Here is a 10,894-nt window from a genome sequence, read left to right as displayed (position 1 = left end):
ATAAAGGCGACTGCATCGCCATATACTCCCTCACCCACCCTTCCCCAGATGCTCCAGCGCGTCCTCGGCGCGCAGCGGCACGCGGGAGGCTTCGTTGTTGAGGTCGACGAGTTGCACCAGGAGCCCCAGCAGCGCCTTGCGGTCGGCGGGCTTGAGCGGCTCCAGCATGCGCGCCTGGGCGCGCTCGACGGCGGGGATGATCTCGCGCAGGATCGCGGCGCCGGATTTGGTCAGATGCAGCAGCTTGATGCGCTTATCCTCGCGCGCCGGCCTGCGCTCGATATAGTCCTTGACCTGGAGCCGCTCGATGACGCTGCCGAGCGTGGAGCGGTCGAAGGCGATCACCGCCGACAGCCGCGTCGCGTCGATGCCGGGATGGGTGTGGATCGCGATCAGCGCCGCATATTGCACCGGCGTCAGATCGAACGCCTTGCATTCCTCCATGAAGATCGAGACCGCGATCTGCTGCATGCGCCGGAACAGATAACCCGGCGCGGCATAGACCGCGTCCATCGTGATCGGAGGAGAAGGCTTACTCGGCATCGGGCTGCTTCTCCGGTGCCGCATCGGCAAAGGCCGGCAATGCCTTGGCGGCGGCTTCCGCCTGGAGCAGGCGCGGATAGGCCGAGACATCGACGCCGAAACGGCGCGCATTGGCGAGCTGCGGCACCAAACAGAGATCGGCGAGCGTCGGCGCCGCCCCGAAGCAGAACGGACCCGGCTCGTTCCTGATCAGCGTCTCGCAGGCCGACAGCCCCTCGCGATTGACCCAGGCGGCCCAGTCCTGGACTTTCTCCTCGGGCAAGCCCAGCTCGCGCAGCCGCGCCAGCACCTTCAGATTCTGCACCGGATGGGTGTCGCAGGCGATCGCCAGCGCGAAGGCGCGCACCTTGGCGCGGCGCAGCGGATCCTTCGGCAGCAGCGGCGGGTTGGGGTGAGTTTCGTCGAGCCATTCGATGATGGCGACCGATTGGGTCAGCACTACACCCGTGTCGTTTTCCAGCGTCGGCACCAGGCCCTGCGGGTTGATGGCGAGATAGGCGGGCGCGCATTGCTCGCCCTTGCGCAAATGATGTGGCAGATGCTCGGCGCCGAGGCCCTTGAGGTTGAGCGCGATCCGCACGCGATAGGCAGCGCTGGAGCGGAAATAGCCGTGCAGCTTCATCGAGACCTCCCTTACTTTCTTGTCGTTCCGGGGCTCGCGAAGCGAGAACCCGGAACCTCGAGATTCCGGATTCGATGCTATCGCATCGCTCCGGAATGACGGCAACCACTGGCTGCCAATATTGACGCTACCTAGATCGTCAGTATACTGTCAATCAACAAACGACCGGGAGCCGCCACCATGGAAGCCGTGACCAAGACGCCGGAACGCGAGGCGTTCTACAGGAAGATCGACGGCGAGAACCTCACCGCGCTGTGGACCGTGATGAGCGATCTGATCACGCCGGAGCCGAGAAGCGCCTGCCGTCCGCATTTGTGGAAATTCGACGTCATCCGCGACTACATGACGGAAGCCGGCAAGCTGATCACGGCCAAGGAGGCCGAGCGGCGCGTGCTGGTGCTGGAGAACCCGGGCCTGCGCGGGCAGTCCAAGATTACCACCTCGCTCTATGCCGGCGTGCAGATGGTGGTGCCCGGCGACGTCGCGCCCGCGCACCGGCATAGCCAGTCGGCGCTTCGATTCGTGCTCGAAGGTAAGGGTGCCCACACCGCAGTGGACGGCGAACGCACCGCGATGGAGCCTGGCGACTTCATCATCACGCCGTCGATGACCTGGCACGATCATTCCAACGAAACCGATGAGCCGATGTTCTGGCTCGACGGCCTCGATATCCCCTTGGTGCAGTTCTTCGATTGCTCCTTTGCGGAAGGCTCGAAGGAAGACCAGCAGAAGATCACCAAGCCCGCAGGCGACAGCTTTGCACGCTACGGCCATAACCTCCTGCCCGTCGACGTGAAGCGCAGCTCGAAGACCTCGCCGATCTTCAGCTATCCCTACGCCTACACCCGCGAAGCCCTGGAGAAGGCGCGCGCCAGCCAGGAGTGGGACGCCTGCCACGGCCTGAAGCTCAAGTTCAGCAATCCAGAGACCGGCGATTTCGCCATGCCAACCATCGGCACCTTCATCCAGCTGCTGCCGAAGGGTTTTGAGACTGCACGCTATCGCGCGACCGATGCGACGGTGTTCTGCCCGATCGAGGGCCGCGGCCGCAGCCGCATCGGCGATGCCGTTTTCGAATGGGGCCCGCGCGATCTCTTCGTCGTGCCAAGCTGGCACTGGGTGACGCACGAAGCGGACGACGACGCGGTTCTGTTCAGCTTCTCGGATCGCCCGGTGCAGCAGAAGCTGGATCTTTTTCGGGAAGATCGCGGCAACGCGTGAGCTTCGGTAGGATGGATTAGCCGCAGGCGTAATCCACCATCGATTTCTTTGCGGTGAAACATGGATGGTGGATTACGCTTCGCTAATCCACCCTACGGCAGCGGCGATTGCAGCTACCGCCAGTGCAACAGCCGCATCTCCAGCCAGCCGATCACCTTGCCAACGGCCAGCCCGAACACCGACAGGATCACCACGCCCGCGAGCAGCTGATCGGTCTGCATCAGATTGCCGGCCTGCAGCACGAAGGCGCCGATGCCGTATTGGGCGCCGATCATCTCGGCGCTGACGACGAGGAGCAGCGCGACCGAGGCCGTGATGCGGAAGCCGGCGAGGATCGCGGGCAGCGCGCCGGGCCAGATCACCTTGCGCACGATGGTGGCGAAGGGAACGTTGAAGCTCTGCGCCATGCGGATGAGGTTGCGCGGCACCGCGTCGACGCCGCTATAGACCGAGATCGCGGTTGAAAAGAACACCCCAAGCGCGATGGTCGCGATCTTCGGCTCTTCGCCGATGCCGAGCCAGAGGATCAGGAGCGGCAGCAGCGCGATCTTCGGGATCGGGAACAGCGCCGAAATGAAGGTGATGCCGACGCTGCGCGCGAGCCTGGACAGGCCGATGGCGAAGCCGACGGCGACGCCGGCGGCGGTGCCGAGCAGCCAGCCGACGCCGATGCGCAGCAGCGAGGCCGACAGATGCTGCCAGAGCGCGCCCGAGATCGCGAGCTGGTAGATCGCCCGCGCGATCGCCGACGGTGCCGGCAGGAACAACGGATTGGCGAGACCGGCGCTGCCGGCGGCCTGCCAGATCGCGATGACGAGCGCGAGCGCGATCCAGCCGCCGAAGCGGCTCGACGCAGGCACGAAGCCGGCGCCGCGGAAACGGACGCGGCGCGTCGCCTGATCCGTCGAGGTCGCATCCGCCGGCGCACGATCAAGCATGCTGGACCTCGCGCTCGGCATCGATGGCTTCGTTCCGGATCAGCGACCAGATCTGGTTCTGCAGCGCCAGCAGCTTCTCGCGCGCCGCGGTTTCGCCGCGTTCAGTGCGCGTCATCGGCACGGTCACGACCTCGCGGATGCGGCCCGGCCGCCGCGACAGCACCACGATGCGGTCAGCGAGCCGCGCCGCCTCTTCGAGATTGTGGGTGACATAGACCGCGCCCATGCCGCCGTCGGCGAGCAGGCGGACGAAATCCTCCATCAGCAGTTCGCGCGTCTGCGAATCCAATGCCGAGAGCGGCTCGTCCATCAGGAGGATCGCTGGCTTCACGGCCAGCGCGCGCGAAATGCCGACGCGCTGGCGCATGCCGCCAGAGAGCTGCTTTGGATAGGCTTTGCGGAAATCGGTCAGGCCGGTGCGGCGCAGGGCATCGTCGACCAGCGCGCGCCGCTGCGCGGCCGAGAGTTGCGTGTGCAGCAGCGGGAATTCGACGTTCTCTTCCACGGTGGCCCAGGGTAACAACGCAAAATCCTGGAATACGAAGGTGAGCGGATTGAGACTGTCTGCCGGCGGCGCGCCGCGCAGCTCGGGCGCGCCGGAGGTCGGTTGCAGGAGGCCGCCCAGGATCGACAGCAGCGTGCTCTTGCCGCAGCCGGACGGACCAACGATGGCAACCACCTCGCCGGCACTGACCGTGAAGGAGACGTCGTCGAGCACCGCGAGATCGCCGAAGCGGTGGCAGATGTGGTTGGCGATTAGGTCCATGCGATGCGCCCGCTTTCTTCACCGGTCGGTTCGCATTGAGCGAAGCGAAATGCGAACCGGGGTGGGGTGACAGTCCATCCACGACGGCGCTGACAACGATTGCCGATGAAATGCCCCGCGACGACTAACGCGAACGGCGGAGAGACTGCCGCCGTGGCTCACCCCACCCCGCTCGCTCCGGACGATGCTGCGCATCGCCGGTGCGATCCACCCTCCCCCTCCAGGGGAGGGTGGCAGATCGCCTTCGGTGAGAGTCAGCATCGCCAGCATCAATCCGCCTTCACATAGTCCTTCGCGATGATCGCATGCGCATCAAAACCCTTGTCGACGAAGCCCTGGTCCTGGAGCCATTTGATCTGGTTGTCGACGTTCTTGACGTCGAGCTTGCCGTCGGGATCGATATAGGCGCAATTGCCGACCACCTGCTCGACCGGCAAATTGGTGTACTTCGCAATGATCTCCAGCAGCGGTTTTGTCCGCTCGTTGATGGGGGCGACGCCGTCCTTCATCGCGGCGAGTATGACGTCGTGATATTCGCGATCCGCCTTCGCCAGCGCGCCGAGCAGCTTCGTCACAAGCACCTTGTTGGTCAGCGTCTTCGGCGAGGCGAACACCGCGCCCAATTGCCAGGGCGTCTCGTCGCCGACCCAGCCCAAAAACTTCGCGCCGCCCTCGTCCATCAGCTTTCGCGCGGTCGAGATCGGCAGCAGCGCCGCGTCGACGGTCTCGCCCTTGAGCGCGGCTGCCGCATTCGACAGCGATTGCAGCGGCACGATCTTCACCTCAGAGAGCTTGAAGCCGTATTTGTCGGCGAGCAGGCCGAGCGAATAGTGAAAGCTCGATCCGACCTGTGTCATCGCCACGCGCTTGCCGGCGAGATCCTTTGGCGTCTTCAACCCGGCCGCGTAGGCGTTGTTGCTGGCGAAATAGCCGATCAGGGGATAGCCGGCCTTCTCGCGGCTCATGCCGCCGATCACCTTCAGCGTACCCTTGCCGGCGAGATTGTAGAGACCGGCGGTGAAGGCAGTGATGCCGAAATCGACGTCGCCCGAGGTGGTGGCGACGGCGATCGGCTGCGCCGCATCGAAGAATTTCAGCTCGACCTCGAGGCCAGCCTCGCGAAAATAGCCCTTGTCCTGCGCGATGAAGACCGGCGCGGAGGACGACAGGCGAAGCACGCCGATCTTGGCCTTGAGCGCGTCTTCGGCGCTCGCCGTGCCCATCGCCATGATCGCCAAAAGGCCGGCTGCCGCGAGCCGCGCAATCCCGATCATCCCGTTTCCTCCCGTTCTCTCTGCAGTCCGTTACAGGCCCTCGGGGACGGGCTGGTCCCGCCCGATGAAGGCGCCCTGTTGTTTCAACGTTTCCTGCAATTTTTCAACGGGGATGTCACGCGGGATCCGGTTTCCGGACAACGCCAGTGCGGCGGCGGAACCGGCGGCCTCGCCCATCACGAAACAGGCACCGGAGACCCGCGCCGCCGACTGACCCTCATGGGTCATCGAGGCACAGCGGCCGGCCACCAGGAGATTGTCGACGCCTTCGGGCACCAGCATCCGATAAGGCAGCTCGTTGTAGCCGCGCGATTGCGGGATCGGCGGGAAGGTGAACACGACGTCGCCGGGCACATGCGCCTCGATCGGCCAGCCATTGACGCCGATGGAATCCTCGAACGAGGCGCAGCCGAGCACGTCCTCGCCGCTGAGCTGATAGCCGCCCTTGATGCGGCGGGTCTCGCGGATGCCGAGCTGCGGCGGCAGATCGACGATGTAGGACTTTTCGAAGCCCGGGACAGTGCTGCGCAAAAACTCGTAGGCGGCAAGCGCCTGCTTGCGGCCCTCGATCTCGCCGCGGGTGAGATCGTCGGGCTCGATGCCGTTGATAGCGCGGCCGTCCTCGCGTGCGACCTGCGTGAAGTTCACCCGCCATTCGATGCCGGATTTCTGCGGCCGCACGATCGCGCTTTTCCGCGGAAATTTATGCGTTCCGGCGGCGAGCGCCTTCTCCATCAATTGCGGAATGGTGCGCCAGGCCTCGCCCGCCTTAGCGGGATCGATGCCGTTGAGGCGCAGCATCATCGAGGGATAGAGCGGATGGCCGTGCTCGTCGCCGATCTCAAACGGCGCGCCGGCCCAGACCGCGAGGTCGCCATCGCCCGAGCAGTCGATGAAGATCTCGGCTCGCACCGCCTGCCTGCCGGCTTTGGTCTCGACCATCAGCGCATCGATGCGCCGGTTAGCGCCCATCACCACGCCGGCGCCGAGCGCGTGGAAGAGGATGTTCACCTTGTGGCTCGCCAGCAGTTCGTCGGCCGCGATCTTGTATGCGGCGGTGTCGTAAGCCTGCGCATAGACCTTGCCGAGGATCAGATGCGGCGTGTTGAGGCCGTTCAGATGATCGATCCGCGCCAGCAACTCCGACGCCAGGCCCTGCACCAGCCGGCGGTGCTCGCCATGGACATTGCCGTGCAGGCCGCAGAAATTGGTGACGCCGGCCGCGGTGCCCATGCCGCCGAGAAAGCCGTAGCGTTCGATCAGAAGCGTTTTCCGCCCGGCGCGCGCGGCGGAGGCGGCAGCGACAATGCCGGCGGGTCCGCCGCCGAGCACGACGACTTCGTATTCGCCATAGAGCGGCACCTGACGTGCCGGTTCGTCGATCATTGTGGCCCGCATGACGCGCCCGCTCCCGAAATCTCTTGCTTGGGGCCGACTATGAATTAACGCGTACGGCGCTACAATCCACCAAAATAGGCGATCAGCTTTCGCGAATCGAGAAAGGTGGACATGGACATCCTGGTGAACCTGCAGGCCTTCCTCGCCACCGCGGATGCCGCCGGCTTCTCCGCCGCCGCGCGAAAGCTCGATGTCTCGACCTCGGTGGTCGCCAAGCGGGTCACGCAGCTGGAGGCGCGGATCGGCACGCCGCTGTTCCACCGTTCGACTAGACAGCTGCGGCTCACCGAAGCGGGGCAGCGCTACGTCCATCGCGCGCGCGGTGTCGTGGCTGACGCCACCGACCTGCTCTCGCGAATGGGCGAGAAAGGCCACGATCTCGTCGATCATCTCCGCATCAAGGCGCCGACCTCGCTGACGGTGGCGCGGCTCGCCGACGCGTTCAGCGCGTTCCAGACCCAGAACCCGCGGCTGAAGCTCGAGATCGTGCTGATCGATCGCCCGGTCGATCCCGTTGCCGAAGGATTCGACATCGCGATCGGCGCCTTCCCGCATTCGTTCGGTGGTGTCGTCGACGAGCCGCTCTGTCCGCTAAAACGATTGCTCTGCGCCTCGCCCGCTTACCTGAAGAAACACGGCACGCCAAAACATCCGCGCGACCTCGTCGAGCATCGCTGCCTCAGCTTCATGCCGACGGGACCGGAATGGATCTTCGACGGACCGCGCGGCCGCATCAACATCCAGGTCAGCCCGCTGCTCTCTTCGAACGAAGGCCACGTGCTGGCGCGCAGCGCCATCGCCGGCAACGGCATCGCGCTGATCTCGCATTATCTCGTGGCGGGCGCGTTGCGTGACGGCAAGCTCAAGCCGGTGCTGCGCGAGTTTCCGATTCCGGAATTGTGGGTGAAGGCGGCGATTCCGGAGCGGCGGCGCAATGCGGCGGCGGTGCAGGCGCTGCTGACGTTGCTGAAAGCGTCGCTGGCGCAGTCGCTTTAGGCGGGGCTGCGTCATTGCAACAAGATCGCGGTTGCTCTCTGACCATGGAACTGAGAGAAGGACCATTAAACCGCTGTCATCGCCCGCGAAAGCGGGCGATCCAGTATTCCAGAGACGTCCAACGTATACGGAGAGGCCGCGGCGTACTGGGTCGCCCGGTCAAGCCGGGCGACGACAAGCAACCTGGTTCAACGCATGGATTCGACGCTTTTGAAATTCGCCCTGCCCGCTTTTGTCGTTTTCGCGATCTCCGCCACGCCCGCCTCGGCCGTGGAGCAAAACTGCCGCTTCATCCAGTCCAAGCTCGACCGCGAAGCCTGTTACAAGCGCCAGGAGGAGGAACTCGCAGCCAAGCGTAGGCCTGCGCCGGCGACTGATGAGAGCAAGACTCTCGAAACACTGCGCCAGATGCGGCAGGACGACGACGCGGTCTATCGCAGCATCAACAACATCTGCCGCGGCTGCTGAGCGCTGACGCTCAGCCCTTGCCGCCGCCCCAATTCGCCGCCCGCTTCTCGGCGAACGAGGCCAGCCCCTCCGCCGCCTCGGCGCTCTGGCGCTTGAGCGAGTGCAGCTGCACGAGCCGCGTATAAGCGGCATCGTCCACCGCCATGCCGCCGAACGAGCTCTCCAGCGCGAGACGCTTCGTCTCGGCCATGGCCGCCGGCCCGTTGGCAAGCAGTTGCTCAACCACCTTGGCGCCTGCGGCTTCGAGGTCGGCGAGCGGAACCACCTCGTGGACGAGACCGATGCGGCGGGCGTCCTCGGCGCCGAAGCGTTCGCCGGTGAGCGCGTAACGGCGGACCTGCCGTACGCCAATGGCGTCGCAGAGCTGCGGGATGATGATCGCCGCGGTCAGGCCCCAACGCACCTCGGTGATCGAGAACAACGCATTGTCCGCGGCAATCACGACGTCGCAGGCCGCGATCACGCCGGTGCCGCCACCGAAACAACCGCCCTGCACCAGCGCGACAGTCGGGATCGGCAGCGTGTTGAGCCGCTGCACGGCCTCGAAGGTCGCGCGCGAGGCCGCTTCGTTGGCCTCAGCCGATTGCGGCCGGACGCCATTGATCCATTTGAGATCGGCGCCGGCCTGGAAATGCTTGCCGTTGCCCCTGAGCATGACGACGCGCAGGTTCGGCTTCTTTCCGAGGTCGTCCATGGCCGCGAGCACGCCCGCGATCAGGTCGCCGTCATAGGCATTGTTCACCTCGGGCCGGTTCAGGGTGACGGTCGCGACGCCGCGCTCATCGAGGCTCCACAGGACGGGGTTGGCGGTCATCGGCGATCCCTCCGCTTCGTTTGCTGCGCACTATGACCGAGGCTGTGCGTCCTGATCCATATCTTTCCGGCGTGGGGCGGCCGCGTCCATCGCATGGCGGCTTGTGTCATGCTGATCTGGGGCGGCACCGAGATCAAGGACGGGACATCACATGCGCATCTGCATTTTCGGCGCGGGCGCCGTCGGCAGCCATCTTGCGGTCCGGTTGGCGCGCGCCGGCCATGAGGTCTCTTGCGTGATGCGGGGGGCGCATCTGGAGGCGGCGCGTGCGGGCGGCCTCAAGCTGCGCGTCGGCGATTCCGAGGTCGGTGCCAAGGTGAACGCGTCGGGCGATCCAGCCCAGCTAGGTCCGCAAGATGTCGTGATCTCGACGCTGAAGGCCACCGCGCTGACTGGCCTCGTCTCCAGCATCAAGCCGCTGCTCCAGGACGACACCGCGATCGTGTTCGCGCAGAACGGCATTCCCTGGTGGTACGGCATCGGCCTGCCGCCGCGGCACCCGACGCCGCCGGACATTTCCTTCCTCGATCCCGGCGGCCGCCTGCGCGCCTGCATCCCGAAGGAGCGAATCGTCGGCGGCGTCGTCTTTTCCTCCAACGAGGTGATCGCGCCGGGCGTGGTGCAGAACCTGACGCCGGACCGCAACCGGCTCCTGATCGGCGAATGCGACGACCGCAATTGCGACCGCATCACAAGGCTCCGCGGCGTCTTCAACGATGCCCGGCTGGAATCACCGCCGGTCGCCGAGATCCGCGAGGCAATCTGGTCAAAGCTGCTGACCAACATGTCGCTCTCGGTGCTGTGCCTGCTCACCGGCCAGACCGCGCGCGGCGTACGCGACGATCCCGCCTTCACCGACGTCATTCCGCGCATGCTGAACGAGGCCAATGACATTGCCCAGCACTTCATCCCCGAGGTCAAGCGCGTGACGCGGAGTGGCCCCGCGCCCAACCACAAGCCGTCGCTGCTGCAGGATTACGAGCTCGGCCGCGCCATGGAGATCGACGTGCTGGTGAGAGCGCCCGCCGCCTTCGCTCGCACCGCGGGCCTATCGACGCCGACGCTCGACCTGATCGCCGCGCTGGCGATCCAGAAGGCGCGTGACAAGGGGCTCTATTCGGCGTGACGTTCAGCCGAGCGCGTCGATCCAGGCGGCGAGCGTGTCGAGCACTTCCGTCAGCGCCTCGTCATTCGTTCGACCGGACTTTTTCAGCACCGCGAAAGAATGGTCGCCGCCTTCGATCTCATGCAGCGTGGCCTTCGGCCCGAGTGTTTCAATTACGGGCTTGAGATAGCTGAGATCGGCAAGTCCGTCGCGCGTGCCTTGAAGGAACAGCATCGGGATAGCGATGGCGGCGAGGTGCTCGGCTCGCTCGGCTGACGGCTTCTTGTCGGCATGGAGGGGAAAGCCGAGGAAGGCGAGCCCTTTGACACCGGGCAACGCAGACTTCGACTGCGCCTGCGAGGCCATGCGCCCGCCGAAGGATTTTCCGCCGGCGACGAGCTTCAATCCCGGGCATAGCCGCGCCGCCTCGGCGACCGCCGCGCGGATGGCGGCGTGCGCGACCGCCGGCTGGTCGGGACGCCCCTTCTTCTCCATGTAAGGGAAATTGAAACGGAACGGCGCGATGCCGCGGCTCGCGAGACCTTCTGCGACCTTCTCCATGAAGGAATGCCGCATATCGGCCCCGGCGCCGTGCGCCAGCACGTAACAGGCGCGCGTCGCGGCCGGCTGCGTCAGGATCGCCGAGACCGTGCCGACACGCTCGATGTCGAGCTTGAGCTCGCGCCTCTCAATCAAGACTGAACGTTCCCAATGAAGCCCCGGCCGATGGTACCTGCGCGACGGTGACC

At 65.5% G+C, this 10,894-nt stretch carries 12 protein-coding genes; 4 read left to right on the top strand and 8 right to left on the bottom strand.

The window, feature by feature from the left end:
• Nucleotides 1-30: 30 nt before the first annotated feature.
• On the bottom strand, nucleotides 31-543 hold the full coding sequence (locus tag BCCGELA001_RS03370; RefSeq protein ID WP_060734625.1) for a MarR family winged helix-turn-helix transcriptional regulator: 513 nt from the start codon (nucleotides 541-543) through the stop codon (nucleotides 31-33).
• Entirely contained in the window at nucleotides 533-1,165 is a 633-nt protein-coding gene (maiA, locus tag BCCGELA001_RS03365; RefSeq protein WP_060734624.1) for a maleylacetoacetate isomerase, read from the bottom strand. The genes BCCGELA001_RS03370 and maiA overlap by 11 nt, the downstream gene beginning before the upstream one ends.
• A 180-nt stretch (nucleotides 1,166-1,345) precedes the next feature.
• Here maiA and gtdA point away from each other — a divergent pair, with 180 nt between their 5' ends.
• The gene (gene gtdA / locus BCCGELA001_RS03360; RefSeq protein ID WP_008542432.1) at nucleotides 1,346-2,386 is read left to right on the top strand and encodes a gentisate 1,2-dioxygenase; all 1,041 of its coding nucleotides are present in this window, start codon (nucleotides 1,346-1,348) and stop codon (nucleotides 2,384-2,386) included.
• A 113-nt stretch (nucleotides 2,387-2,499) separates the two neighbouring features.
• On the opposite strand, the gene BCCGELA001_RS03355 is transcribed toward gtdA, so the two are convergent.
• The 4 genes from BCCGELA001_RS03355 to BCCGELA001_RS03340 all read right to left on the bottom strand — a co-directional run bounded on the left by BCCGELA001_RS03355 (nucleotide 2,500) and on the right by BCCGELA001_RS03340 (nucleotide 6,762).
• On the bottom strand, nucleotides 2,500-3,324 hold the full coding sequence (locus tag BCCGELA001_RS03355) for an ABC transporter permease (RefSeq protein ID WP_060734623.1): 825 nt from the start codon (nucleotides 3,322-3,324) through the stop codon (nucleotides 2,500-2,502).
• Nucleotides 3,317-4,090, bottom strand: a complete 774-nt coding sequence (locus BCCGELA001_RS03350; protein WP_060734622.1) for an ABC transporter ATP-binding protein — start codon at nucleotides 4,088-4,090, stop codon at nucleotides 3,317-3,319. The genes BCCGELA001_RS03355 and BCCGELA001_RS03350 overlap by 8 nt, the downstream gene beginning before the upstream one ends.
• Before the next feature lie 269 nt (nucleotides 4,091-4,359).
• On the bottom strand, nucleotides 4,360-5,364 hold the full coding sequence (locus BCCGELA001_RS03345; RefSeq protein ID WP_060734621.1) for an ABC transporter substrate-binding protein: 1,005 nt from the start codon (nucleotides 5,362-5,364) through the stop codon (nucleotides 4,360-4,362).
• A 30-nt stretch (nucleotides 5,365-5,394) separates the two neighbouring features.
• Nucleotides 5,395-6,762 (bottom strand): FAD-dependent oxidoreductase, encoded by a 1,368-nt coding sequence (locus BCCGELA001_RS03340; RefSeq protein ID WP_060734620.1) that lies wholly within the window; start codon nucleotides 6,760-6,762, stop codon nucleotides 5,395-5,397.
• 111 nt (nucleotides 6,763-6,873) lie between these two features.
• Between BCCGELA001_RS03340 and BCCGELA001_RS03335 the strand changes: the two genes are divergently transcribed.
• Nucleotides 6,874-7,758 carry a LysR family transcriptional regulator gene (locus BCCGELA001_RS03335; RefSeq protein ID WP_008542417.1) on the top strand — a complete coding sequence of 295 codons (885 nt, stop codon included), beginning with the start codon at nucleotides 6,874-6,876 and terminating at the stop codon, nucleotides 7,756-7,758.
• A gap of 195 nt (nucleotides 7,759-7,953) precedes the next feature.
• Nucleotides 7,954-8,226 carry a hypothetical protein gene (locus tag BCCGELA001_RS03330; protein WP_008542416.1) on the top strand — a complete coding sequence of 91 codons (273 nt, stop codon included), beginning with the start codon at nucleotides 7,954-7,956 and terminating at the stop codon, nucleotides 8,224-8,226.
• Between the two features lie 10 nt (nucleotides 8,227-8,236).
• Here BCCGELA001_RS03330 and BCCGELA001_RS03325 read toward each other — a convergent pair whose 3' ends face one another.
• Nucleotides 8,237-9,040, bottom strand: coding sequence for an enoyl-CoA hydratase-related protein (locus BCCGELA001_RS03325; protein WP_060734619.1), 804 nt, complete (start codon nucleotides 9,038-9,040; stop codon nucleotides 8,237-8,239).
• Between the two features lie 151 nt (nucleotides 9,041-9,191).
• On the opposite strand from BCCGELA001_RS03325, the gene BCCGELA001_RS03320 reads away from it, so the two are divergent.
• Nucleotides 9,192-10,166 carry a ketopantoate reductase family protein gene (locus BCCGELA001_RS03320; protein WP_008542406.1) on the top strand — a complete coding sequence of 325 codons (975 nt, stop codon included), beginning with the start codon at nucleotides 9,192-9,194 and terminating at the stop codon, nucleotides 10,164-10,166.
• Nucleotides 10,167-10,169: 3 nt separating this feature from the next.
• Here BCCGELA001_RS03320 and BCCGELA001_RS03315 read toward each other — a convergent pair whose 3' ends face one another.
• On the bottom strand, nucleotides 10,170-10,841 hold the full coding sequence (locus tag BCCGELA001_RS03315) for an alpha/beta hydrolase family protein (protein ID WP_060734618.1): 672 nt from the start codon (nucleotides 10,839-10,841) through the stop codon (nucleotides 10,170-10,172).
• Nucleotides 10,842-10,894 lie beyond the last annotated feature (53 nt).

Origin of the sequence: Bradyrhizobium sp. CCGE-LA001, assembly GCF_000296215.2 — a bacterium.
Lineage (GTDB): Bacteria > Pseudomonadota > Alphaproteobacteria > Rhizobiales > Xanthobacteraceae > Bradyrhizobium.
Note: the sequence above shows the minus strand (reverse complement) of the source record. Positions and strands in the feature narration are given on the sequence as shown.

Bases quoted from the DNA above. Each gene is read 5' to 3' on its own strand.
- BCCGELA001_RS03370 (WP_060734625.1), bottom strand. From the start codon at position 543: ATGCCGAGTAAGCCTTCTCCTCCGATCACGATGGACGCGGTCTATGCC.
- BCCGELA001_RS03320 (WP_008542406.1), top strand. From the start codon at position 9,192: ATGCGCATCTGCATTTTCGGCGCGGGCGCCGTCGGCAGCCATCTTGCG.
- BCCGELA001_RS03325 (WP_060734619.1), bottom strand. From the start codon at position 9,040: ATGACCGCCAACCCCGTCCTGTGGAGCCTCGATGAGCGCGGCGTCGCG.
- gtdA (WP_008542432.1), top strand. From the start codon at position 1,346: ATGGAAGCCGTGACCAAGACGCCGGAACGCGAGGCGTTCTACAGGAAG.
- BCCGELA001_RS03345 (WP_060734621.1), bottom strand. From the start codon at position 5,364: ATGATCGGGATTGCGCGGCTCGCGGCAGCCGGCCTTTTGGCGATCATG.
- BCCGELA001_RS03330 (WP_008542416.1), top strand. From the start codon at position 7,954: ATGGATTCGACGCTTTTGAAATTCGCCCTGCCCGCTTTTGTCGTTTTC.
- maiA (WP_060734624.1), bottom strand. From the start codon at position 1,165: ATGAAGCTGCACGGCTATTTCCGCTCCAGCGCTGCCTATCGCGTGCGG.
- BCCGELA001_RS03335 (WP_008542417.1), top strand. From the start codon at position 6,874: ATGGACATCCTGGTGAACCTGCAGGCCTTCCTCGCCACCGCGGATGCC.
- BCCGELA001_RS03340 (WP_060734620.1), bottom strand. From the start codon at position 6,762: ATGCGGGCCACAATGATCGACGAACCGGCACGTCAGGTGCCGCTCTAT.
- BCCGELA001_RS03350 (WP_060734622.1), bottom strand. From the start codon at position 4,090: ATGGACCTAATCGCCAACCACATCTGCCACCGCTTCGGCGATCTCGCG.
- BCCGELA001_RS03355 (WP_060734623.1), bottom strand. From the start codon at position 3,324: ATGCTTGATCGTGCGCCGGCGGATGCGACCTCGACGGATCAGGCGACG.